Origin of the sequence: Paenibacillus sp. BIHB 4019 (assembly GCF_002741035.1) — a bacterium.
Taxonomy (GTDB): Bacteria; Bacillota; Bacilli; order Paenibacillales; family Paenibacillaceae; genus Pristimantibacillus.
Window position 1 is genome coordinate 6,347,723 of record NZ_CP016808.1, and the last position, 23,043, is coordinate 6,370,765.

A 23,043-nucleotide genomic window follows, 5' to 3' on the forward strand; every position below is an offset into this window, starting at 1 on the left:
ATTCAGCAGCACGCCTCTACAATCGTTCATCAGAAAGGACCACCGGGCAGCAGCCTGCCGCAGTGGTCCCCGCTTTTACCCTTTAATCGAACCGATCATAACGCCCTTCTCAAAATATTTCTGCAAAAACGGATACAGCACTAAAATCGGCAGCGTAGACACGATAATGACGCCATATTTAATCTGATCTGCATATTTCTGCGCGTAGCCGCCAGAGTCGCCGCCTGTCCCCGCCCCGCTTGCAAACACTTGGTTCGATAATAAAATGTCGCGAAGAATAATTTGCAGCGGCTTCAGCTCGTTGTCGCGAATGTAAATAAGCGCAGTGAAAAAATCATTCCAGTGCCCGACCAAATAATACAGGCCGATGACGGAGATCAAAGCTTTGGACAGCGGCAGCGCCACCTTGACGAAATAGACAAAATGCGAGCAGCCATCCATTGCAGCCGCCTCGTAAAGCTCCGAAGGAAGCGTCGATTCAAAAAAAGTACGGGCGATAATTAAATAAAATACGTTAACGCTAAACGGTACGATAAATACCCAAGGCGTATTCGTTAGATGCAGATCCTTCATCAGCAAATAAGTCGGAATGAGCCCGCCATTGAAAAACATCGTAAACACAAACGCAAACATAATGTATTTTCTCGCCTTAAACTCCTTGCGTGACAGCACGTAGGCAGCAGGCAGCGTGAACAGCAAATTGACTAATGTGCCCACGGATGTGTAAAACAGCGTATTGCGGTAGCCGGTCCATATGCGTTCATCCTTGAAAATCTCCCCGTAGCCGAAGAAGCTCGTTCCCTTGGGGAACAGCAGCACTTTACCGGTTGAGACGAGTGTCGAGTCGCTTACCGACGCAATAATAATAAAATAAAGCGGGTAAGCAACCGTCAGGAATATAACGGCACAGACGATGACTAGCACGATTCTAAACAAAATTTCACCGCCGCCAAGACACGGGCGTATTCTTTCCATTGCAGTGCCTCCTTCCGCCGTAGGCTAGAACAGACTTGTGTCGGACACACGTCTGGAGATGGCGTTCATCGTATACAGGAATATAAAATTAATGAGCGTATTAAACAAGCCGATAGCTGATGCATAGCTGAATTGATTGGACACGATCCCCATTTTGTAGACATAGGTCGCAATCACTTCGGATACGGGCAAGTTCAATGCATTTTGCATCAAAAATATTTTTTCGAAGCCCGTGCTCAAAATGCCTCCCATGCTTAAAATGAACAAAATGACGATCGTCGGCATCAGCGCCGGGAAATCGATATAACGTATCGTCTGCCAGCGGTTTGCTCCGTCTATTTTGGACGAATCATAGAGCTGGGGATCGACACTTGAGAGCGCTGCCAAATAAATAATGCTGTTCCAGCCGCAATGCTGCCAAATATCCGAAATGACATAGGTAGGTATAAAGGTATTGCTTGAGGCCAGCAAATTGATATGCCCCAGCCCAATCGCTTTCATCAAATGGCCGACGATGCCGGTCTCAGGGGAAAGCAGCACGTTCAACATGCCTACCAGCACGATGACCGAAATAAAATGCGGCAAATAGACGGTCGTCTGCATCATATTTTTGAACGCTTTCCGGCGGATCTGGTTGAGCACCAGCGCGAGAATAATTGGAGCGGGAAACCCGATAATAATGGTCGCCAGGCTGATCAAAAACGTATTTCGCATCAGATCGCTGAACAGATAGCTTTCGATAAACTGCTGAAAGTAGAATAATCCCTTCCACTCTCCGCCAGTCAGCCCTTTGCTGAAATCGTAATCGCGAAAGGCTAACTGTACGCCATACATCGGAATATAGTTGAAGATAAAAATAGTGGCAAGCGCCGGCAAAATCATCAGCCATAGCTGATAGTCACGCTTGACGGTGCCGAGCTTCGCTGCTGTACGCATCGCCGCGCCTCCTTTCATGAATAAACCTGCACTACAGCCTCCGCTACAGCTTGCTTACAAATTCATCGTAGTACTTCTGCATAATTTCAACATTTTTATCCAGGCCGGCTTTCTGGCTTTCCTTCACATAAGCATCCCATTCCGCCTCGATTCCGCCTTTCGTAACCCATTTGGCGAACGTGGTATTGGCCAGATTCATAATGTTCGTATTGTTTAAGCTCATCGCATTGTTGTCTTCATTCGTATATTTAACAAAGGTGCCCGGATAAATATCGATCTGGGAATCTACTTGCGCAAGTGCCTCTTTAAGCGGCTCCGACTGGGTCAGCACCTCCTGCATATCCTTGCCGAGCGTCAAGTCGATCGAATCCGAAATATAGAAAGCGCCATTATCTGCCCAAGTGGACGTCCATTTCCAAGTGCCAGGGTCCATCTTCGCATCCTTTGGTGGAAGCACCGCATAGGAGCCATTGCCCTTGTCCTCAATGTTAGGGCCAATCGAGCCGAACAGCACTTGAATGCCAATTTCCGGCTTATACAGCTCATTAATGAAGCGCATAGCTGCTTCCTTGTTTTTCGTTTTGGCGGACATCACAATATTATTGGCGCCATAATTCAGCGTATAGCTGTCATAGCTCCAGGATACTGGGCCCGAATAGCTGGAAGAGGATTTAAGCGGCGACATCGACGCATACTGCGGAGCAAGCTGCTCTCCGAACCGGTCCGATGCTACCCAGCCCCACGTAAAGCCAACTTTGGCTATATCCCCTTCCCCGCGGGCAACAGCCTGCAGCTTCGTATAATCGTGAGTGAACACCTCAGGGTTAATGAGCCCTGCCTTGTATAGCTTGTTCAGGAACATAACGAGCTCCTTGTAGCGAGCATCAGTCAGGAAATTTTTCACCTTGCCGTCCTCAACAAAGTAGCCTTGCCCGCTTACATCGGAGGACAGCTTAATGCCCATGCCGCCTAGAAGCACAGCTGGATTAAAGAAGCCGCCGATTCCGCCCGACCAGTCCATCGGAATTTCATCATTAGGATCTCCGTTGCCGTTCGCATCCTTCTCCTTGAAAGCTACCAGCACATCATACAGCTCATCCCATGTTGTAGGCATCTCTAGGCCAAGATTGTCCAGCCAAGTCTGATTAATATATTGTCTGTTAACCGTATCCGGCCAAAATCGCTGATACTTCGCAAGTCCATAAATTTGACCATCGCGCTGTGTGGAAATTTGTTTGGTTTCCGGTTTCTCTTCGAACATTTTCTGAACATTGGGAGCGCCTTCAATTAACTCGCTCATGTCCTGAAACAATCCTTTGAATTGGGCAAAATCAGCATCTGTAATCACATTCGGGCCAACGAATAAATCTGGAACATCACCGCTGGCGAGCATCGTTCCTTTCTTTTGCCCCCAATCCGCAGTTATTTCTTGCCACTGGATGTCTACGCCAGCCGCTTCCTCAATCTGCTGAAGCCATTCCATCTCGGCAAGCGGCTTCGTTAATGGATGCTTGACGATAACGCCAGTCAGCTTAACCTTCGAGCCGCTTTGCCCGGCACTTCCGCCCGGGTCGCTTGCGCTGCCTTCATTAGAGCCGGAACATGCCGCCAAGAGCGTCGTCCCGGCCACCAACAATGACAACATCGTAATGATCTGCTTCTTCATGTGCATTCTCCCCCGATATACATTTAGTCTGCCGATCTGTTGTTTCTGCTTGCTCGCTGTTAAAGGGAGCAAGCCTGCTGCCTGTATCTGCTCGGCTCCCTTACTCTAACCGTTCTGACACAAAGCTGTATACAAACAGTTTTTGACCGATCAGCACTTTTTGAAAACGCTTTATATTCGGTTTTGCAAGCGATTTCATTCAAGGAATAACCTCTCTTTGAAAAATTGCATATGCTCAAAAAGTGTACGTTCTGCATAAAACAAGCGACTGCGCCAGGCTGCTTAACCTGAACGTGCAATTTAAAAAAAGCTGCCACCATGCCCGAACGGCATAGCAGCAGCTTGATTACGCTTACTTGCAAGAGTCCCGGTATTGGCCGGGAGTTGTTCCAACCATTTTTTTGAACGATCGAATAAAGCTCGATGTGTTGGAATAGCCTGTCTGCTGTGCGATAGAGTCCAGCGTCCCTCCTGTGCTCCGCAGCAATTGGATCGACTTCTGAATGCGCAGCCTGTCGATATATTCTTTAAAGTTATGTCCGATTGTTTTTTTAAAATGATAGCTGAAGCCTGACTGCGACATGCTGAAATGGTCGGCGAACATTTGCAATGAAAAATTAGAGTCAAAGCCCTTTTGCTCAATGACCGCCAAAATTTCCTCTTGGGTTGCAGTACGGGCGGCAGGCAGCGTCTCGCGAATAATATCGCATAGCTTGCCGCAGCTTTCTCGCATAATGCCCACCATCTGCTCAATCGTATAACGGTGCGAAAAGGCGGCATCCGTAAGCCTGAGCAAATTGCCATCATCCTGATGGAACCTTTGCAGCCCGCTCAAAATAACGCTGATCGTATTCGAATAGACCGTTCTGATCATATGTGGCGGCATGCCGCTGCTTGCCAGATAGTCAATGATTTTCTCAAGCACGGATTGTACGATGTTAGGCTCGTTTTTGAGAATCGCCATTTCCAGAGATTGCAGCAGCTCGGCAAAATAAGATACCATCCCATTTGGCGAAATTTCGATTTCGCCAAACTCCAGCAGCTCATCCTGCTGGCGAATACGCAAATATTCAGCAGCACGCACCGCCTGCAAATAGGACAAATGCACGCCTTCCGGCGACAACCCGCTCTTAGCCAAGCCGATGCCGACCAGCATCTCCCGCCCCAGCTGCTCCTTCAGCTTGCTCTGCACGCTGGACAAATACGTCTTGACGTCGACGCCCTCATGATGCGAGCAAACAAATATCCATTCCTGGTTGTAAATGCTTGCGAAGAAATGACCCTCTAACGTTTCAGGCAGCTGCTGCTCCTCCTGCCGCAAAAAATCGGATACTTCCTCCCGATCCTCCTTGCTCGCATCGAAAGAGAGAACAGCAGCCGTTACCGCATCGCGGTTTTTAAATACGCCGTAATCCGCCCCTTGCGAATGAAAAGCCTCCCAAGTCGCATAATGGCCGCTGACGAGCTCAAACAACATATTGTCGCGCAAAATCGGCAGCGATCTCTGAACCCGTTCATCCAGCTTCGTATTCGTTAAGGAAAGCCCATCCAAGGCGTAACGAATCGTATCGATTTCATTCATCCGGCCTGGGCCGCTATCCTTATGCTTGAACACCTCTGTGGCAAAGCCCACAAGCCGCTTGATCGGATGATAGTTTTTGCGAATGGAAATATAAATAACGATGCCCTCTACCAGCAGAATCAGCAGAAGAATAAGTATCGTATTCCACTGGATGGTGCGTATATCCTGCAAGGATTCGGTAACGGGCAGCATGCTGACATATTGCCAGCCGTTTTTGTCCGATACATTATGCGAGACAATATAGGCTTTGCCGTCAATCGTCTGAACGGTTGAGCCTGCTTCGCTTGCGCCGAGCTGATTAACCATCTGGCGGAAATCGTCCGTCCTGCTGTATGCCGCTTCTTTGGAGGCAACAAGCTTGTTGCCCTTCTGGTCAAAAATATAAAACTCGCCATTATACGATTCGGATACCGAATTCATCATGCGAATAATCGTTTCTTCTTTCACAAGAATGAGCACCGATGCCGGAGAATGCTCCCCTCCTAGCGGCATTGGCAGAATAAAGGTCAGCATCCTGATGCCATTATTGCCCGGAACAATGACATTTTCGGCCGGCCTTACGGCAGGCAGGGTGAGCTTGTCCAGCTCCTGAAACATTTCATCATGAGGCCAAGCTTCATAATAATAGCCCACGCCACGATTCGCAAAATCCTGCACGCTGTAGACACTGCCCGTCTTGGCGAACAAGTAGCCGATGTTTTTGACATACAGCAGCGTATTGTAGATAAAAGCATCGGTTGCATTATATTTGCGCATTTCATTGGCAATGATGATACGCCGATAATCGTCCTCCATCGCCATGTACATTCTCATGTCCCCATTGAGCATTAATTCCGAGGGCAAGTCATAAACATATCGGGTAAAAATATCGAGCGAGGTCATAAACTGCTCCGTCACATGTGCATTCCATTCCATTTCCTTCTCCTTGGCCGCTTTGGTCGAGTGAGGATAATAGTAGAGCAAAATGCTGACAATCGGCAGCAGCAGCACCAGCACATATGAAATTAGAAATTTGGCCAATAAGTTCACTTTTATTTTTTTCAAGCATACCCGCCCTTCCTTACCTTTCCTATGAACTGTGCCTCGTCGGCTTTTTGAGCGTACACACAACCTTAGAAAACGCTTACATTTTAATGCAGCAAACTAGTCGCTTCTTGCTACGGGCTTGCCTTTGCCCTTTCCTGTATGTTCCCGTTATCCCATTGTCCCGTTATAGCATTCGCGGCCTCTCTTTCCCATTTTATAGGATCAGCCTAGCCCTTTCAACCATTTGCTCGCACATCCAAGACGCAAATCTATTTATTTAGCCAAATCATGGCTTCCACTGCTGTGAAGCCAGCACAGCCAGTTCAATTTTATTCAGCAGCAGGCTGTATTCATTGGTCATTTCAAAGGAATGCGGCAGCGGCAGTTTTTGAAAATAAGGAAGCACCTGCGCAGCCTGCTGGAACCAATCGCCAGACTCAGGCGCCTCAACTGCTCGATCCGGCCAGACGCTGCTCAGCTTCGGACTGAATAGAGGAGCCGCACCCGGCGCCAGCCGTCTCCCCGATAGCCGCTCCCTGTAAGGCTTCTTTGGCGGATCACGCCTAACTGCTGCAAACAAATGAGGGGCATAATCCGCACGTGAACCCGTGTGACGAATGGCCCGCGCGAAAGCAATGGCGCCGCCATGCACCTCCGGCACACTGAACAGCAGCGCATACAGCCGTTTGCCGAACTCAATTCGTTCTTTCAGATTGTCGAAGTTTTCCAAAATGAGCCCCGCCAGCTTCATCTCTTCACCCCCGGAGCGATAACAAAACACAACCGCATTAAGCTGCAATAACGACTGCAAGCCAAAAAACACCGTATCCAGCACCTCCTTGCGGAAAAAGGGATGCTGTACAATTCGCTTTTCAATGTAATTTTGCTCATTCACGATCAGCGCAACCGTCAAAATAGCGGAATCGCCGCTCTCCCAAAATGTTTGCCAGACCGGTACCATAAAGCGTGAAACACCAAGCTGTGGCAGTAAATAAAACAACGGACGCCCAGCTCTGCAGCTCGCCTCATACAGCAGCAGCTGCGGAAAAGCATCCTGAAAAATCAACGCATTCGCGCGCTCTAAAAAGCGGAATACAGCCTCGCGGGCGGAACGGCCGAGCAAATACGGCAGCCACTCTCCTTGTAAATCGGTCATATTCCAGCCGCCATTGCGCGATACCAAATGCGCCAGCAGCGCCCAGTGCAGCTCGGGCCTGCGTTCATAGATCGCCAAATAAGCTTCCGTTCTCGTCACATTGTTGCGATTCAAATGAACGGCGTCTGCTCGAATCGCTGCAAGCAGCTCATACTCGGCTTGGCCGGCAGCGACAGTACTGTTCATAGGAGAGTTAACATGGGAGTTGGCATTGGGACTCGCATTTGGGCTGGCATTGGAGCCGCCTGCTTCCTGCTCCCGCTCAAGCAGCGTCCATGAGGCCGCAAGCTTGGCAACGATTGCAGGCTGCATCACAAGAGGGCGCGCCGCAGCAGCCATTTTTTGCGACTCGCCAAAGCTATGCCATTTGCCAACCGCATACAGCCATGCGTCTGCCGGCAGCTGGATGCAACGCCGCAGCCACGCCCTAAAACCGCTCCCAAGCTTTCCAACTGCGCCTCCCATAAGCTCTCCTCCATCCTTTTTCACAAACGCCATATTCCAAAAGCTACAATGCTGCTAAAAAGATAGTATAGCCGGAAAAGAAGCGCACTAGCAGCGCAGCTGCAAGAAAAACAATATATCCGCTTATATTAAAAAAAGCTGACCAGAGACGGTCAGCGAAACATGCCCCAAAGCTTGAGCAAGTGAAACGTATTGTTGGGGTCGATCTTCTGGGCGAGAACGAACGCGACGATCTGCTCCTCCTGCGTATCCGTAAGCGGCTCCTGCAAGATGCTAGCAGTTGATTTCACCAGCTTTCTAACTTTGACGCGATCCTGCAGGTCGAATTTAGTGACATTAGCGAGCAGCAGGCGCACGCGATCCTTCAAAAGCGGATTTTTCAGCTTTCCTTTAATACGTTCGACCAATTGCGGGCGAATACCGTACTTTTGGTAGCTCAATGCTCCAGACACCTCCATCTCGGCATACCGTTTTCACGTTTAACTATATGCCGGAGCTTCCCGGAAATTGCCTAATCGAGCTGTTCTCCTTGAAAAAGTTGATCTCGATTCAGCTTAGCCTGTATTCTTGCATAAGCTGGATTATCCCAAAAATCATCGCGGGCGCACAGCTCAGCCGCATCATCCCGCGCCATTTCCAGCACCTCAAAGTCCGCCGCCATGTCCGCAACACGAAATTCCGGCAAGCCGCTCTGCTTCGTTCCGAAAAAATCGCCCGGCCCCCGGATTTCCAAATCCCGGCGCGCTACCTCGAAGCCGTCATCCGTTTCCGTCATGACCTTCATGCGCTCGCGCCCTGTCTCCGACTTTGGATCGGCGACCAGCACGCAATAAGATTGATGGGCTCCACGGCCAACCCGGCCCCGCAGCTGATGCAGCTGCGACAAGCCGAACCGCTCGGCATCCATGACGATCATCAGCGTCGCATTCGGAACATCGACGCCAACCTCCACTACGGTCGTAGCCACGAGTACATGCAGCTCGTTCGCACCGAAAGAGCTCATGACCTGCTCTTTCTCAGCCGCGCTTAAGCGCCCATGCAGCAGGCCGATTTTCAGATCGGGAAAAGCTTGCTGAACCTGCATATACTGGTCGATGGCATTTTGCACATCCAGCTTCTCCGACTCCTCGATAAGCGGGCATATCATATAGGCTTGTCTGCCCTCTCCTACCTCGCGGCGGATAAAGCCAAGCACGCGGTCCATCATGCTATGCTTGACCCAATACGACTTAATCGGCTTGCGCCCATGCGGACGCTCGCGAATCGTCGATACATCCATATCCCCGAAAGCAGTAATCGCCAATGTTCGGGGAATCGGCGTCGCCGTCATCGTCAGCACATCGGGATTCATTCCTTTGCGCCGCAAGACGCTGCGCTGATTTACGCCAAAGCGATGCTGCTCGTCCACTACAACCAGACCGAGACTGCGGAAAAAGACCGTCTCCTGAATAAGCGCATGCGTGCCGACGACAATATCGATCAGGCCCATCTGAAGGCCAGCGAATACATCGCGGCGGCGGCGCTCCGTCATGCTGCCCGTCAGCAGTCCTACCTCTATATCCATGCCCTCGAACAGCTTCGTCAAGGAACGCATATGCTGCTCCGCCAATATTTCCGTCGGAACCATCAGCGCGCCTTGATGGCCGGACTTCACTGCCCCATACAGCGCAATGGCGGCAACGACCGTTTTACCCGAGCCGACGTCGCCTTGGAGCAGCCGATTCATGCTCGCAGGCTGGCGCATGTCGACCAAAAGCTCATTTACGACCTTCTTCTGCCCATCCGTCAACTCAAATGGCAGCGTAGCCGCGAATTGCCTAATCGTCTCCGCTTCAATCAAATGAGCGATGCCATCGCCCCGCTTGCGGCTGAGCATACGGTACGCCTGCAATTTCAGCTGAAATAGAAACAGCTCCTCATAAACCATCCGCCGCCGCGCTTCGAGACCTTCGCGTATATCGCCCGGCTCGTGAATGTGCAGCACCGCATCACGGCGGGGAATGAGCTGGTGCCGCTCCATAAGCTCAAACGGCAGCACCTCTTCAATCATCGCGCCATATTGCTGCAAAGCCTGCTTAATCGTCTTGCGCATCCATGGCTGCGTAATCGCCCCGCCGACGGAATACACCGGCTGCAGCGTCCCTGATTTGGCAGAGCCAGCCCCTTCCGGAAACTCGGACTCCGAGACGGTCATCTGCTGGCGATGCTGCTCCCACTTGCCCGTCAAAATAATCGTACGGCCAGGCGTCAGCTGGTCCCTTAGAAAATGGCGGTTAAACCATACCGCCGTAACGAGCAAAAAATCGATCTCTATTTTACAAGTGAGCCGCGATTTATTTTTCCCGTAACGCTGCAGCACAGGCATGCCCCGCACAACTCCTTGCACGGTAGCTTTGTCTCCATCCTTGACATCCGCTAGCGCGCGAACGCGATAATCCTCATAACGAAACGGAAAATAGTCCAGCAAATCGGCAACGGTATGAACGCCAAAGGCGTGAAGCTCTTGCTCCTTGGGAGCGCTCACGCCTTTAATTTGCCGGACGGAATATTGCTCCAGCGTCATCATAATCATTCCTCACACTTTATACATAAATACGGCCGATGTATCAGGACCCACATGAGTGCCAACCGTCGCACCAATCGTTATAAAATCAATGAATGCCACATTAGGCTTGTCTCTCAGCAGCGCTGCAAGCTCTTTCGCCGTCTGCTCCCCGTGCGTCCAGCCAATCGTTGCCCCGACGCGATCAGTGCCAAAATCCTTGTCGAGCATTTCCATGATGCGCTGCATCGCTTTTTTCGTACCGCGCACTTTATCGACAGACTGAACCGTACCTTCCTGGTCCAGCGAAAGAATCGGCTTAATATTTAAAATCGAGCCAAACAACGCCGCAGCCTTGCCGATTCGGCCGCCCTTCTGCAGAAATTCCAGCGATCCAACCAGAAAATAAAGGCTGAGCTCTTGTTGAAGACGAGTCACCTCTGCCAAAATCGCCTCTTTAGAGGCGCCTTCGTGAGCCATCCGTGCTGCCGTCACCACCTGAATGCCATAGCCATACGAAGCCGACTTGGAGTCAATGACCGTTACGTCCGCCTGCTCATCCAGCATCGACTTAGCTATGACACCGGACTGATAAGTGCCGCTGAGTACAGAAGCCAAATGAATAGAAATAATAATCGCTTGCGGATCATCGTGCAAAATCCGTTCATATACTTCAAGAAACTCCGCCGGAGACGGCTGTGAGGTTGTCGGAAGAACAGGAGAAGCTATCAGCTTTTCATAAAACTGCTCTTTCCCAATTGTCACGCCATCCAAATAGGTTTCTTCACCGAACAGCACCTTCAGTGGAATAACCTGAATGCCAAGCTCTGCACATCGTTCAGCCGGAATATCGGAAGTGCTGTCGGTAATAATATGAATGTTCCCCATCTTCGCCACCCCTTTCATACCCTATAAACGATTGCTAACTCACTAGTTCCCCATTCTTATTCCACTGCGAACAAATAGGGATAAAGCGGCTGTCCGCCCTCTTGAACTTCAAGCTCTGCATCCGGATAGGCCTCTGCCACCCATGCTTCCAGCGCTTCCGTATGTTCAGCCTTCGCCTCTGCTCCGGTCAGCACCGTAATGAGCTCGCCGCCGTCAGCCATAAGCTCGGCTATGAGCAGACGGCAAGTCTCGGCCAAATCTGCATGTGCCGCAACAATGGACTTCTCCTTAATGCCGATAAAATCGCCTTCGCGAATGCTCACGCCATCGATCGTCGTGTCGCGAACCGCGTGCGTCACTTGGCCGGAAACGACTTGACCAGCAGCATTTTTCATCCAATCCGTATTGCGCGAGACGGTCTCATCCTCTTTGAAAGCCAGTACCGCTGCAAGCCCCTGCGGAATCGTTTTTGTCGGGATAACCGTCACCTTGCGCTCACTAAGCTCCGCCGCCTGTTCAGCAGCAAGAATGATATTGCCGTTATTCGGCAGCAAATAAATATGATCCGCGACGAGCGATTCAATCGCCTTGACGAAATCTTCCGTGCTTGGGTTCATCGTCTGCCCGCCGGACAGCACAATATCCACTTCATTATCCAGAAAAATGTTCGAAATGCCTTCGCCCAGCGCTACAGCAATGATGCCGAATGGCGCCAGCTCATGAACTTGTCCAGGCGGCACAACCGCCCCCGACGTTCCCGCCAGCAGCTCTGGCGAGGAAATGCTTCCCGTCAGCGCATAATCAGGCAGTACCGCGTAGGATGGAATCGCTGCTTCCTCCTCTAGAAGCTCGCGGTGCTGATCACGCATATTCAAAATATGCAGATTCGTCAGCTCGCCATACGGCAGCGCCAAATTCAGCACATCACCCGGCCTGCGGGAATGCACATGAACTTTAATGATATCTTCCTCGGCGATGACGAGAATGGAATCTCCATCTTTGCCAAGCGCTTTCTTGAAAGCGTATTCATCAAAAAACGGCGCAGCTTTGCCCCCAGGCTTGCGATTTATAAAAAACTCCATGTCATAGAAAAATTCAATATCCGCCGTCTCCAGACGGGATTGTGCAGCAAAATTCGTCGTCTTAAGCGGAGCGGAAGCTGGTTGTGCCCTTGGAATGCTTACTTCTTCAGGCGGCGCCGCTTCAGATAACAGCGAATAGCTTTCATACGACCCTTCGCCTTCAACTAAATAGCGCACGAACCCTTCATAAATAAGCACTAGTCCTTGACCGCCAGAATCAACAACGCCAACCTGCTTAAGCACAGGGAGCATATCTGGCGTACGTTGAAGCGTTTCATTGGCTTTATCGTAAACCTCTTTCATCAGTTCAGTGACATCATTCGTACGGCGTGCATAAGCAACGGCATGCTTCGCAGCTTCCTTCGCTACCGTCAATATCGTTCCTTCCACAGGCTTTACAACAGCTTTATAAGCAAGATCAACACCGTGCTGCAAAGCCGCTGCAATCTGCTGGGGGCCTGCTTGCTCAGCATTTACAAGCCCCTTGGAAAAACCACGGAACAGCTGTGACAAAATAACGCCGGAATTGCCTCTAGCTCCCATCAGAAGCCCTTTAGACAATACTTCCGTCGCTTTGCCCAAGTGGTCGGACGGCTTGCTGCGCAGCTCACGAATGCCCGAGGCAATCGTCAAATTCATATTCGTTCCCGTATCGCCATCAGGCACAGGGAAAACATTCAACGCATTTACCTTGTCGACATTTTGATTTAACAACTCAGCGCCCAGCACGGCCATGGCGGTAAAATCGGAACCGTTAATGAAGCCCTTACTCAATGAAAATTCCCCTTCCTGCTATGTAGATACCCTAACATCCTGCACAAATATATGGACCTGGTCCACGTTAAGACCAATAACATCGCTCATCACATATTTTACTTTCGTCTGAATATTATGCGCTACTTCTGAAATTTTCGTGCCGTAGCTCACAATAATATACAAGTCAATATAAAGTTTATCCTGTTCTCTGCGAACTTCAACGCCGCGGGCCAGATTGTCTCTGCCCAGAAGCTCAGCAATGCCGTCCTTTAATTGTTTGCGAGAAGCCATCCCGACAAGCCCATAACAATCCAGCGCGGCGGAACCTGCCATGACGGCAATGCATTCCTCTGTTATGAAAATTTGGCCAAGTTCAGTGCTGAGCGCAAGTGGCATGGAATTTCACTCCTTTATCGTGTAGATCTCACAGCTATTTCCCGTCTAGCATGAATTACCCCGTTTAAAGTCAAATGCTACTGAAGAAGCAAGCTAAATCTTTGACTATTTATTATTGTACTATAAACTGTTACGTTATAGAAGGGCAGACGGTGCCAACCTTGGGCAAATCGCCAGAAAAAACAACAGTTTTAGTTGCTCAGACATCACAACTATGATACGATATCAAAGTATGTTTTTGTGCAGGCTTCTTCAACGCTTTTTCAAGCCTATGAAGCGGTTTTGCTCACGCAGAACCGGGAGCTTATGCTACGATGCGGTTTTGCTTATGCAATAACTGACAGCTTATGCTAACAATGCGCTTTTAGCTCAGCACTACTTGAAGGAGGTGTACTCATGTCCCGCAAATGTTTTCTAACAGGCAAAAGCCCTGGTACAGGCAATAACGTTTCCCACGCTAACAACAAAAACCGTCGTTCTTGGGGAGTAAACGTTCAGAAAGTTCGCATTCTAGTTGACGGTAAACCGAAACGTGTTTATGTCAGCGCGCGCGCTCTGAAATCCGGCAAAGTAACTCGCGTATAATTCATCTCCTGCAGCTTTATGCTGTATGGTAGACAAAAAGCACCTGGGCTCAGGTGCTTTTTATTGTTCACATAAACCACGATCATTCGAAGGCGGCTGCAAAGGAACTAACTTTTTTGGAAGGTATTCAAAATCGCCTTTACGAACCCGCCCAAAAATTTCGGCAGCTTGATCGTGTAAAATTTCATGCCCATCCCTCCTCAGACACGCTCATCGAAATGGTGACTTACATGCTTTTTCTTCCCGCATACACATGCTATGTTTCACGCAAAAAAATGGCTACACGAACCTGCGTTCATGTAACCATCCTATGCGCTTAACCTTTGTCCTATTCCATATCAAAGAGTGTGGAAAGCCTCTCCATGCAATGCTCACGCCATTGGTGGCGGATTCTCATTGATGAACTGAATTGCCGTATAAACCAAAACCACCAAGAAATAAAACAGCAGCCCCAGCACAATAACCGTTATACGTGCCCATAGCTTCTCAACCCTTTTGAAAAACTGAAAAATCAAATACAAAGCAAGCAAAGAAAAAACGTATTTGATCATCCCAGTCAAAATGGAGAAGGCTGCCAGCAGCAAGCCTATCCCGAGCGCAAATAGCAGCACCCACAGCCATGTCTTCCCTCGAGATGTCTCGTATTCTTCCATTACATCCTCCCAAGTGCAGCCAGCTGTGCCACTAGAGCCAGAGACAACAGCGTTCCACATCGAAATACAAGCCTATTCACTGCGCAACCCTAGCAGCTATTATGTAACATCATAATAAGATATGCGGCCTAGCGTAAAACGGATATAGCAGCCGCACGATCGGCTTGGGCAAATACCGCATTGCCGGCAACGAGTACATTCGCGCCCGCCTCCGTCACAAGCTTAGCCGTTTCTTCATTGATGCCGCCATCCACCTGCACATGCACATGCTGCAGCTCGCGCTCCATAAGCATGCTGCGAATTTGACGCAGCTTGTTAAGAGAATAAGGGATAAACTTTTGTCCGCCAAAGCCCGGATTTACCGTCATGACCAATATGAGATCCAAATCGCCCAGCACAGATTCCAGCACAGATACGGGAGTCCCTGGATTAATAGCTACCCCTGCCGGAAGGCCAAGCTCCTTAATTTGATAAATCGTACGGTGCAAATGCACACATGATTCTGCATGTACGGTAATTCGATCAGCACCAGCAGCTGCATAATTCGCGATTGACAGCTCCGGACGCTCAATCATTAGATGCACATCAAAAGGCAGCTTCGTTGCCGGCCTTACAGCCGCAATGACAGGAGGACCGAAGGTTAAGTTCGGGACGAACTGTCCATCCATGACATCTACATGAATCCAGTCCGCTCCTGCCTGCTCAATACCTGAAATTTCTGCTCCGAGCCGGCTGAAATCAGCCGATAAAATAGAGGGTGCTATTATAGTCATGGGTTTGTCAGTACCTCCGTTTTTTATCTTTCATTTCATTTAAGAACTGCAAGTAATTTTCATGCCGGCTTGGTTCGATTTTCCCTTCTGCCAAAGCAGCAAGAACGGCGCAGCCTGGCTCCTGCACATGCGTGCAGCCACGAAATTTGCAATCCGGAGACAACGCGCGAATTTCCCGAAAACAGTAGCCTAAATCTTCTATGCCAAGCTCGGTGAAATCTAGCTGGCTAAAGCCAGGCGTATCGGCTACGTAACCTCCGCCAATTTCAATCAGCTCCACATGCCTCGTCGTATGCTTCCCCCGTCCAAGACGGTTGCTGATCGCATTCGTCTCAAGCTGCAGCCCCGGAACAATCGCATTAAGCAGCGAAGATTTCCCTACGCCCGATTGACCGGCAAAAACCGCCAAATGCCCTTGCAGCCGCTTCTGAAGCTCCTCAATGCCCTTGCCTTGTCTAGAACTTGTCCCATATATCTCGTAGCCAATGGCCGAATAAATGCGGTTGACAGAAGCAGCGGCTTCAGCAGCCGCTTCTGTCTCCTCGCCATCATGCTCCAAATCCTGCTTGCTGAGGCAAAGCACCGCTTCTATTTCCGCATGCTCGATATGTACAAGAAACTTATCGAGCAGCGTCAAATTGAGCGCTGGCTCCGTTACGGAAAACACCAGCATCGCCACATCAATATTGGCTACCGGAGGGCGTATAAGCTCGGATGAGCGGGGCAAAACCCGCTCTACCGTTCCCTCGCCGTTCTCCGTCAAGCTATACACAACTTCGTCGCCGACTAATGGCGTAATTCCTTTGTTTTTCAAAACGCCGCGCCCGCGGCATTGTACCGTTGCATCCTGAGATTCAGCATCATCAGGCAGTACATAATAATATCCGCTAAGCGCCTTTACAATGCGTCCGCGAAGCTCAAGAGATGCGTGATTATGGCTGCTGCTCATCTTTTCCCTTGTCTTTTCCTTTCGCTTTTCCCTTGTCGCTTCCTTGGTCATTGCCGTTGTTAACCTCCGATTGGTCCGGCTCCACTGTCGGTTCAGGAGCTGGCGATTCCGATACGGCTGGCTCTTCAGTAACAGGCGTAGTCACCTGTTCGTCTTCGCCCGGCACCGTGACCGTAGATGAACTGCTGCTTTGCGCCAGTTGATCGTAAGTGACGGATTTCGTATCTACAAACTGGCTGTCCCGATAAATCGTAATCATGGCCTCGGTATTCGGTGCTAGGACAACAGTTACGGGAAACGTCTGTGTATCTTGAATTTGGTTTCTGCCCCATTCAATGTTTTGCCCTCTGGAGTCGGTATAGACGATGCGAATTTCGCTCGTTTTTCCAGCCTTCGCAGGCGAAATGACAACATTGAACTGATGCTCCTTCGCTTCCGCAGAAGGACCTGAGCTGACACGAATGGTGATTTTTGTGCCTTTCGGAACAAGGTCATTTGGCTTGTATTGATCTTGATTCAGCACTAGGCCCTTGGCCTGTACATAGCTCGGCTCATACAAAATATCATCGTCTGATAGCGTAAGCCCATTCGCCTTCACCATATCTTTAGCCTCAGCTACTGTCTTGCCAATTAAATTCGGCATCTTTATCGTTTCCATGCCTTTGCTGACCATAAACTGGAGTTTTATCTTATTTGGATCAAAATCCGTTCCTGGCTCCGGCTGTTGTGTCACAACCGTATCCATTTCCTGCTCGCTGAATACTTCTTCAGCCTCAATTTGCGTATCGGGATTAATACCAAGCGCAGTCAGCTCATCTCTAACCGCCTGCAGCGTCTTGCCCCGGTAATCGCCAAGCTTCTTCAGCATCGGCCCATCACTCACAGATAACTGGATGAACGAGCCCTGCTTGACGCGCATATTTCTTTTCGTCTGCTCAAATACCTGATTGAGCGGTATATCATCGCGGTACTCCCGTATCGTCGGCTCCTGCACCTTCAGCCCGAGCTCGTCAAGCTTTGCCGTCGCCTGCTCCAAATCGAGGCCGACAACGTACGGCACATCCACTTCCTCAACGTCCAGCCGGTCAAGCAATGTTACGAATCCCCATATAATGAATGCCAGGACAACCAGCGTGCTAGCCACGATTATCGTCGGTCGCTTCCAGCCTGTTGCTTTCTTGTTCAGAACTTCTTTATCTCCCTGCCGGCCCGTCTTTCCTGAAGAAACCTCCGCCTTGTCATAGCTTGACTCGCTCTGGCGAATTGGACGGATATCACTGCCGCGAATGGCTGGCATGACACGAGTCTCATCCAAATCATTCACATGGGCAAATGAAACCTTCTCCTCATTCCTGCGATTAGGCGCAAGGCAAGTTTCCAGATCGTTCAGCATTTCCTGGGCCGAATGGTAGCGTTCCCCCGGATTTTTGCGCATCGCCCGTAAAATGACGTTTTCCACACTTTGCGGAATATGAGGATTCACAACACGCGGCTCCTCAAATGTGTCCTGCAAATGCTTCAAAGCTACGCTGATCGGGCTTTCTCCCAGAAAAGGCAAATTGCCGGTCAGCATTTGATAGAGCACTATGCCAAGGGAATACAAGTCGGATTTCTCGCCAGTGCTTACCCCTTTCGCATGCTCAGGAGAAAAATAGTGAACCGACCCCAGCACGGAGCCTGTCTGGGTAATTGTAGAAGAAGTAACGGCACGGGCTATACCGAAATCAGTTACTTTGACCCTGCCATTTTTACCAATCAAAATATTATGCGGTTTAATATCGCGATGAATAATATGATTCTGATGGGCATGACCGAGCGCATCGCAGATTTGAATGGCAATACGAACCGATTCATCCGCCTGCAGCGGGGCACGCTCCACAATAATCTCATTGAGATTGCTTCCTTCGATATATTCCATAACAATATAATGCGTATCTTCCTCTTGTCCTACATCATAGATGCTAACGACATTCGGATGGGATAACGCAGCTGCCGACTGCGCCTCACGGCGAAATCTGCGAATAAATTCTTCATCATGCACAAACTGCTGGCGCAGCACTTTAACCGCTACATTGCGGTTCAACAGGACGTCATGGGCTTTATAGACAAGCGCCATGCCGCCTCCGCCGATGCGAGTCAGAATTTCATAGCGACCGCCTAAATTATGCCCTATCATCAGCTGTACACTCCTCTCGATCTGCGCTGGAATTTACTTGCAGCAGCACGACGGTCACATTATCGTCCCCGCCGGCGCGCAGCGCCAAATGGATGAGATGCTCCGCTTTATCTTTCAGGCTCGCTCCACCCTTCGTTACAGTATGCATAATTTGATCATCGCTGACCATGTTCGTCAGCCCATCGCTGCAAAGCAAAATGAAATCATCGGCCGAGTAGGAAATCGTCTGTATATCAACCTCAACAGATGCATCGGTGCCTACCGCACGGGTAAGCACATTGCGCCGTGGATGAACAGCCGCCTCCTTCTCGCTGATCTGACCTGATTTCAGCAGTTCATTGACAAGCGTATGATCCTCCGTCAGCTGCACAATGCAGCTTTTGGATATGACATAAGCGCGGCTGTCCCCGATATGCCCGATGACGGCTTCCCGCCCTTGAAACATGGCAGCAACTATTGTAGTGCCCATATTATAATATTGCTCATTGCGCGATGCCATGTCATAAACGACATCATTCGCACTTACAATGGCTTTGCGCAAAAATGCTTTGCCTTCCTCAATAGAAAAGTCAGGTCTCGCCGCAATAGGCTCCAGCATTTCACGGAATGTATTCACTGCCAGCTGGCTCGCTACATCGCCCGCCTGATGGCCGCCCATCCCGTCAGCGACTATAGCAAACGTGATGCCATTATCCAGCTGTCCTACCCATGAATGATCTTCATTGACTTGACGAACTTTTCCGATGTCGCTCAGGTTTGCCGTAATCAACCGTTATCACCTCGTCGTAGACTCCATGTGCTTCGCACGAAGCTGCCCGCAAGCGGCGGCAATGTCATGCCCTTGCTCCCTGCGAATCGTTGCATTTATTTTGTTTTTCTCCAGTATACGCTGGAACTCAAAAATATCCTCCCGCGGCGTACGCACATAATTTCGCTCCGGCACATGGTTGACCGGAATCAAATTGACGTGGCACAGCAGCCCTTTAAGGACATCCGCCAGCTCCTGCGCATGCTCGGGACGGTCATTGACCCCGCCGATCAATGCGTATTCAAACGAAATCCGGCGGCCTGTCTTAGCCAAATAATAGCGGCAAGCCTCCATCACATCGTCAAAAGGAAAACGGCGGTTAACCGGCATCAGCTTGGAGCGCAGCGTATCATTTGGCGCATGAATGGAGAGCGCCAGATTGATTTGCGTATTTTCGTCGGCAAATTTGTACATGCTTGGCACGATTCCGCTCGTCGAAACGGTAATGTGGCGCTGGCCGATGTTCAGACCTTTCTCGTGAATCATTGTGCGCAAAAACATCATCGTCGCATCATAGTTCTCAAACGGCTCTCCGGAACCCATAATAACGATGCTTGAAACGCGCTCATTCGTAACGTCCAGCATTTGCTGTGCTACAACGACTTGGGCAATAATTTCTCCAGCCGTTAAGTTCCGCTTCAAACCGCCAAGCGTCGACGCACAAAAAGTACAGCCAATCCGGCAGCCGACCTGCGTGGTCACGCAAATGCTGTTGCCATAGTTATGGCGCATAATAACGGTCTCGATCGCATGGTTGTCATGCAGCCCGAACAGAAACTTGACGGTTCCGTCCTTGGATTCGAATTTCGTTATTTCGGAGAGCGTTACGAATTGAAATTGGTCAAACAGCTTCGTTCTGAGCGATTTGGACAAATTGCTCATTTCTTCAAAGCTGGTTACACGCTTAACGTACAGCCAATCGTACAGCTGGCCGGCGCGAAACGCTGGCTCGCCATTCTCTTTCATCCAATCTTGCAGCTGCTCTAGCGTATAGTCGTAAATAAAAGGTTTCATTAAATTATCACACCTGACTGTATAATAGCGCGGCAAAAACTCTCTACCTGCGCCGCTGATGATTTATTTTACCACAAACGTCCATCATGAACCACAAGCAACGATTAGGCGCGTCTCAGTATGCGGGCAATGAAGAAACCATCGCTGCCGTAATGCTGCGGAAGCAGCTGCGCATAGCCTTTAAACGCCTCATCAATCGCACCTGCCTCCTGCAAAGCATGGAGAACAGATTCCGGCCAGTTGCGGTCCAGCTCAAATTCAGGATGCGCCTGCAGAAAACGCTCTACCTGCTCCTCATTTTCGGACCGTTCAATGGTACATGTGCTGTAGACGAGCACACCGCCAGGCTTAACCAGACCGCTCACCGCTTCAAGCAGCTCGCGCTGAATGTCCGCAATAGCTGCTACATCAGCAGCCGTCTTCGTCCACTTGATTTCCGGCTTTCTCCGGATGACGCCAAAGCCTGAGCAAGGCGCATCCAGCAGCACAGCATCCATTGAGCCGCTGGCAAAACGCTCAGACAGCTGCGCTGCATCGCTTGTTATAGCCTCCACGTTCGTCAAACCGAGCCGCGAAGACTGGTCAATAATAAGCTGCCGTTTATGCGGGTGCAAATCGTTCGCCCACACTTTGCCTTTATTGCCCATGAGCTCAGCCAAATGCGTCGTTTTGCCTCCCGGAGCGGCGCAGCAATCCAGCACCTGCATGCCGGCTGCTGGTGCGACGACCTCAGCTACGAGCATGGAACTTTCATCTTGCATCGTCCACAGCCCTTCACGGAAACCGGCCGTCTCCACCAAATTGCCGCCGCGGCGAATCGTAATGCCTGCGGAAGCAAGCGGCGATGCTTCGGCGTCAAGTCCAAGCTCAGCAAGCTGCTCAATCGCTTCAGCCCTTGTTCCTCGTACGGAATTGACCCGTACGCTTCCATGCGGAGAATCATTGCCCGCTGCGCAAATGGCTTCAGCCGTTTGCTCGCCGTAAGCGAGCACCCAGCGCTTAACGAGCCAGTCGGGATAGGAATGAAGGATCGCGAGTTTTTCCGCCGGTGATCCAGCTTTAATTGCAGACGGTACAAGCTCTGCACGGCTGCGATCCATACTGCGCAGCACCCCATTGACCATGCCGGAAATACCTTGATGTCCCCGCTTCTTGGCAATGGCAACCGCTTCGTTAACTGCGGCATGCACCGGAATCCGGTCCAAATACAGCAGCTGGTAAGCACTCATCCGCAGCAGCTGATGAACCCATGGCTGCAGCTTATTAAAGCCCTTTGCCACGAATCGCGCCAGCCAATAATCGAGTGTGCGCTGATGCTGAATCGTCCCGTATACGAGCTCTGTAGCAAGGCCCGCATCCGCACGAGATAGATTAGCATCCTGCAGCGACTGGTTGAGCTTGAGATTGCTGTAGGCACCAGCCCCAGCAACACTTACCAAAATATCCAGCGCCAGCTCCCTTGGCGTACGAGGTACACGCGTCGAGCTGCTTTTGCGCGCTCCCGCCTGACCTGCCGCTTGATTGCTCCGGCTGGACGCTTGTCCTTTAGCAGCCCCGGCAGTGCGGGACTTGCTGCCTGATTTGCCCCCAGCCTGCGGGCGGCGTCCTTGCGCAGGATTCACCTGCTTCTGCTCACTCATTGCTCTGCACCGTTTGCTATGCTTGCTTCGCCGAAGACAGTCCCTTCAGCCAGCCGTGAGCCTTTCAGCCAGTCAGCAGCTGACATTGCTTTTTTGCCTGCTGGCTGAATTTGCGCAAGCACGAGCACGCCATCACCCGTCTGTACGGTGATGCCCGCTCCACTTGCTTCGCGCACCGTTCCCGGCAGCGCTGCAGCAGCACTACCCGCGCCAGATGTCTCCGCTGGCTTGGCGCAAGCCCATACTTTGAACAGCTCGCCGTTCAAATAAGTGAATGCACCGGCCATCGGCGACAGGCCGCGCACTTGATTATAGATTTGGCGGGCGGACTTCGCCCAATCGATCCGTTCGTCCTCACGCGTCAAGTTAGGCGCGTAAGTAGCAAGCTCGTGCTGCTGCTCCGTAGCCGTCGCTTCGCCTGAAATAATGCCCGGCAGCGTCTGCTCCAGCAGCTCTGCGCCAGCCGCGCTAAGCTTTTCAAACAGCGATCCCGATGTATCCTCATCCGTAATCGCAACTTCCACCTTGCTGATCATATCTCCAGTGTCCAGCCCTTCAGCCATATACATAATTGTAACGCCAGTTACCTTCTCGCCGTTAATAATCGCGCGTTGAATCGGCGCCCCTCCGCGATAGCGTGGCAGCAGCGAGCCATGAACGTTAATGCAGCCAAGACGCGGCAGCTCCAGCACACCTTTAGGCAAAATCTGACCATAGGCTGCGGTCACGATTAAATCAGGGCGATACTGCGCCAGCGCCTCTACCGCTTCGCTGCTGCGCATACGCTCAGGCTGCAATACCGGCAAGCCTAAGGCTAGTGCCGCTTCTTTCACAGGCGGAGGCGTAAGCGTCCGCTTACGCCCCTTTGGACGGTCCGGCTGCGTGACAACTGCCACGACCTCATAGCCGTTATTGATTAACAACTGCAAAGAAGGGACGGCGAACTCCGGCGTCCCCATAAATACAATACGCATG

The 23,043-nt window shown here is 50.7% G+C and carries 20 protein-coding genes; 1 reads left to right on the forward strand and 19 read right to left on the reverse strand.

The features are described 5' to 3' along the window. Positions 1-75: 75 nt before the first annotated feature. From BBD42_RS27570 to BBD42_RS27615, 10 genes are all read right to left on the reverse strand, one after another. On the reverse strand, positions 76-975 hold the full coding sequence (locus BBD42_RS27570) for a carbohydrate ABC transporter permease (RefSeq protein WP_099520771.1): 900 nt from the start codon (positions 973-975) through the stop codon (positions 76-78). Between the two features lie 24 nt (positions 976-999). Beyond that, entirely contained in the window at positions 1,000-1,911 is a 912-nt protein-coding gene (locus BBD42_RS27575) for an ABC transporter permease (protein WP_099520772.1), read from the reverse strand. A gap of 43 nt (positions 1,912-1,954) precedes the next feature. Next, positions 1,955-3,577, reverse strand: a complete 1,623-nt coding sequence (locus BBD42_RS27580; RefSeq protein ID WP_099520773.1) for an extracellular solute-binding protein — start codon at positions 3,575-3,577, stop codon at positions 1,955-1,957. Positions 3,578-3,929: 352 nt separating this feature from the next. Next, the gene (locus tag BBD42_RS27585) at positions 3,930-6,203 is read right to left on the reverse strand and encodes a helix-turn-helix domain-containing protein (RefSeq protein ID WP_099520774.1); all 2,274 of its coding nucleotides are present in this window, start codon (positions 6,201-6,203) and stop codon (positions 3,930-3,932) included. A gap of 268 nt (positions 6,204-6,471) precedes the next feature. Then, a complete protein-coding gene (locus BBD42_RS27590; protein WP_237163248.1) occupies positions 6,472-7,806 on the reverse strand; it encodes a DUF2515 domain-containing protein in 1,335 nt (444 codons plus the stop codon). 152 nt (positions 7,807-7,958) lie between these two features. Continuing rightward, on the reverse strand, positions 7,959-8,246 hold the full coding sequence (locus BBD42_RS27595; RefSeq protein WP_046230621.1) for a stage VI sporulation protein F: 288 nt from the start codon (positions 8,244-8,246) through the stop codon (positions 7,959-7,961). 71 nt (positions 8,247-8,317) lie between these two features. Beyond that, positions 8,318-10,369 carry an ATP-dependent DNA helicase RecG gene (recG, locus tag BBD42_RS27600; RefSeq protein ID WP_099521836.1) on the reverse strand — a complete coding sequence of 684 codons (2,052 nt, stop codon included), beginning with the start codon at positions 10,367-10,369 and terminating at the stop codon, positions 8,318-8,320. Positions 10,370-10,381: 12 nt separating this feature from the next. After that, the gene (locus BBD42_RS27605) at positions 10,382-11,236 is read right to left on the reverse strand and encodes a DegV family protein (RefSeq protein ID WP_099520775.1); all 855 of its coding nucleotides are present in this window, start codon (positions 11,234-11,236) and stop codon (positions 10,382-10,384) included. Positions 11,237-11,292: 56 nt separating this feature from the next. Continuing rightward, on the reverse strand, positions 11,293-13,092 hold the full coding sequence (locus BBD42_RS27610) for a DAK2 domain-containing protein (RefSeq protein WP_099520776.1): 1,800 nt from the start codon (positions 13,090-13,092) through the stop codon (positions 11,293-11,295). An 18-nt stretch (positions 13,093-13,110) separates the two neighbouring features. Beyond that, a complete protein-coding gene (locus tag BBD42_RS27615; RefSeq protein ID WP_046230618.1) occupies positions 13,111-13,470 on the reverse strand; it encodes an Asp23/Gls24 family envelope stress response protein in 360 nt (119 codons plus the stop codon). A 396-nt stretch (positions 13,471-13,866) separates the two neighbouring features. Here BBD42_RS27615 and rpmB point away from each other — a divergent pair, with 396 nt between their 5' ends. After that, positions 13,867-14,055, forward strand: coding sequence for a 50S ribosomal protein L28 (gene rpmB, locus BBD42_RS27620; protein WP_046230617.1), 189 nt, complete (start codon positions 13,867-13,869; stop codon positions 14,053-14,055). A 107-nt stretch (positions 14,056-14,162) separates the two neighbouring features. On the opposite strand, the gene spoVM is transcribed toward rpmB, so the two are convergent. The 9 genes from spoVM to fmt all read right to left on the reverse strand — a co-directional run bounded on the left by spoVM (position 14,163) and on the right by fmt (position 23,042). After that, on the reverse strand, positions 14,163-14,243 hold the full coding sequence (gene spoVM / locus BBD42_RS27625; RefSeq protein ID WP_040711006.1) for a stage V sporulation protein SpoVM: 81 nt from the start codon (positions 14,241-14,243) through the stop codon (positions 14,163-14,165). 183 nt (positions 14,244-14,426) lie between these two features. Next, the gene (locus tag BBD42_RS27630) at positions 14,427-14,708 is read right to left on the reverse strand and encodes a hypothetical protein (protein WP_237163249.1); all 282 of its coding nucleotides are present in this window, start codon (positions 14,706-14,708) and stop codon (positions 14,427-14,429) included. A gap of 128 nt (positions 14,709-14,836) precedes the next feature. Continuing rightward, complete coding sequence (rpe, locus tag BBD42_RS27635; RefSeq protein WP_099520777.1) at positions 14,837-15,481, reverse strand: ribulose-phosphate 3-epimerase; 645 nt, start codon at positions 15,479-15,481, stop codon at positions 14,837-14,839. A 7-nt stretch (positions 15,482-15,488) separates the two neighbouring features. Continuing rightward, positions 15,489-16,430: a ribosome small subunit-dependent GTPase A gene (gene rsgA / locus BBD42_RS27640; RefSeq protein WP_099520778.1), complete on the reverse strand. Its 942-nt coding sequence runs from the start codon at positions 16,428-16,430 to the stop codon at positions 15,489-15,491. After that, complete coding sequence (gene pknB / locus BBD42_RS27645) at positions 16,414-18,606, reverse strand: Stk1 family PASTA domain-containing Ser/Thr kinase (RefSeq protein ID WP_099520779.1); 2,193 nt, start codon at positions 18,604-18,606, stop codon at positions 16,414-16,416. The genes rsgA and pknB overlap by 17 nt, the downstream gene beginning before the upstream one ends. Then, positions 18,593-19,375, reverse strand: coding sequence for a Stp1/IreP family PP2C-type Ser/Thr phosphatase (locus BBD42_RS27650; RefSeq protein WP_099520780.1), 783 nt, complete (start codon positions 19,373-19,375; stop codon positions 18,593-18,595). Before BBD42_RS27650 ends, pknB begins: the two co-directional genes overlap by 14 nt. Before the next feature lie 6 nt (positions 19,376-19,381). Next, positions 19,382-20,428 (reverse strand): dual-specificity RNA methyltransferase RlmN, encoded by a 1,047-nt coding sequence (gene rlmN, locus BBD42_RS27655; protein ID WP_099520781.1) that lies wholly within the window; start codon positions 20,426-20,428, stop codon positions 19,382-19,384. Between the two features lie 104 nt (positions 20,429-20,532). Next, positions 20,533-22,068, reverse strand: coding sequence for a 16S rRNA (cytosine(967)-C(5))-methyltransferase RsmB (gene rsmB / locus BBD42_RS27660; protein WP_099520782.1), 1,536 nt, complete (start codon positions 22,066-22,068; stop codon positions 20,533-20,535). Continuing rightward, positions 22,065-23,042 carry a methionyl-tRNA formyltransferase gene (gene fmt, locus BBD42_RS27665; RefSeq protein WP_099520783.1) on the reverse strand — a complete coding sequence of 326 codons (978 nt, stop codon included), beginning with the start codon at positions 23,040-23,042 and terminating at the stop codon, positions 22,065-22,067. Before fmt ends, rsmB begins: the two co-directional genes overlap by 4 nt. Position 23,043 lies beyond the last annotated feature (1 nt).

What these genes read in the sequence shown, in the direction of transcription:
- BBD42_RS27570 (WP_099520771.1), bottom strand. Translation starts at nt 975, where the DNA reads ATGGAAAGAATACGCCCGTGTCTTGGCGGCGGTGAAATTTTGTTTAGA.
- BBD42_RS27575 (WP_099520772.1), bottom strand. Translation starts at nt 1,911, where the DNA reads ATGCGTACAGCAGCGAAGCTCGGCACCGTCAAGCGTGACTATCAGCTA.
- BBD42_RS27580 (WP_099520773.1), bottom strand. Translation starts at nt 3,577, where the DNA reads ATGAAGAAGCAGATCATTACGATGTTGTCATTGTTGGTGGCCGGGACG.
- BBD42_RS27590 (WP_237163248.1), bottom strand. Translation starts at nt 7,806, where the DNA reads ATGGGAGGCGCAGTTGGAAAGCTTGGGAGCGGTTTTAGGGCGTGGCTG.
- recG (WP_099521836.1), bottom strand. Translation starts at nt 10,369, where the DNA reads ATGACGCTGGAGCAATATTCCGTCCGGCAAATTAAAGGCGTGAGCGCT.
- BBD42_RS27605 (WP_099520775.1), bottom strand. Translation starts at nt 11,236, where the DNA reads ATGGGGAACATTCATATTATTACCGACAGCACTTCCGATATTCCGGCT.
- BBD42_RS27615 (WP_046230618.1), bottom strand. Translation starts at nt 13,470, where the DNA reads ATGCCACTTGCGCTCAGCACTGAACTTGGCCAAATTTTCATAACAGAG.
- rpmB (WP_046230617.1), top strand. Translation starts at nt 13,867, where the DNA reads ATGTCCCGCAAATGTTTTCTAACAGGCAAAAGCCCTGGTACAGGCAAT.
- spoVM (WP_040711006.1), bottom strand. Translation starts at nt 14,243, where the DNA reads ATGAAATTTTACACGATCAAGCTGCCGAAATTTTTGGGCGGGTTCGTA.
- BBD42_RS27630 (WP_237163249.1), bottom strand. Translation starts at nt 14,708, where the DNA reads ATGGAAGAATACGAGACATCTCGAGGGAAGACATGGCTGTGGGTGCTG.
- rpe (WP_099520777.1), bottom strand. Translation starts at nt 15,481, where the DNA reads ATGACTATAATAGCACCCTCTATTTTATCGGCTGATTTCAGCCGGCTC.
- rsgA (WP_099520778.1), bottom strand. Translation starts at nt 16,430, where the DNA reads ATGAGCAGCAGCCATAATCACGCATCTCTTGAGCTTCGCGGACGCATT.
- pknB (WP_099520779.1), bottom strand. Translation starts at nt 18,606, where the DNA reads ATGATAGGGCATAATTTAGGCGGTCGCTATGAAATTCTGACTCGCATC.
- rlmN (WP_099520781.1), bottom strand. Translation starts at nt 20,428, where the DNA reads ATGAAACCTTTTATTTACGACTATACGCTAGAGCAGCTGCAAGATTGG.
- rsmB (WP_099520782.1), bottom strand. Translation starts at nt 22,068, where the DNA reads ATGAGTGAGCAGAAGCAGGTGAATCCTGCGCAAGGACGCCGCCCGCAG.
- fmt (WP_099520783.1), bottom strand. Translation starts at nt 23,042, where the DNA reads ATGCGTATTGTATTTATGGGGACGCCGGAGTTCGCCGTCCCTTCTTTG.